General features: G+C 68.1%; 1 protein-coding gene. It reads right to left on the minus strand.

What is annotated here, in order from left to right:
- Positions 1 to 8: 8 nt before the first annotated feature.
- Entirely contained in the window at positions 9 to 209 is a 201-nt protein-coding gene (locus ACR9ZK_RS21885; protein ID WP_481344060.1) for a hypothetical protein, read from the minus strand.
- Positions 210 to 279 lie beyond the last annotated feature (70 nt).

Here is a 279-nt window from a genome sequence, read left to right on the forward strand (position 1 = left end):
CGGCAGCGTCAGAGGTGTATAAGAGACAGGGCCAAGGTGTACTCGGCCACCGGCAGCGCGTTCACCTGCGCGGCCACCTCGACCCGGCCGTCTGGGCCCGAGGCATCGCGGTCACCTCGGCCGCGCACGGACCCTGCGGCGTGCAGGACCCCCTTGAGGTTCGGGAGCCTCTCGAGCACCTCGGCGCTGATGCTGTCTCTTATACACATCTCCGAGCCCACGAGACGGAGCTACATCTAGGGGGGCGTTTTCTTCTTTGCGAGGGGGGGGGGGGGGGGG

The organism is Monashia sp. HAY1-5C (assembly GCF_056755255.1).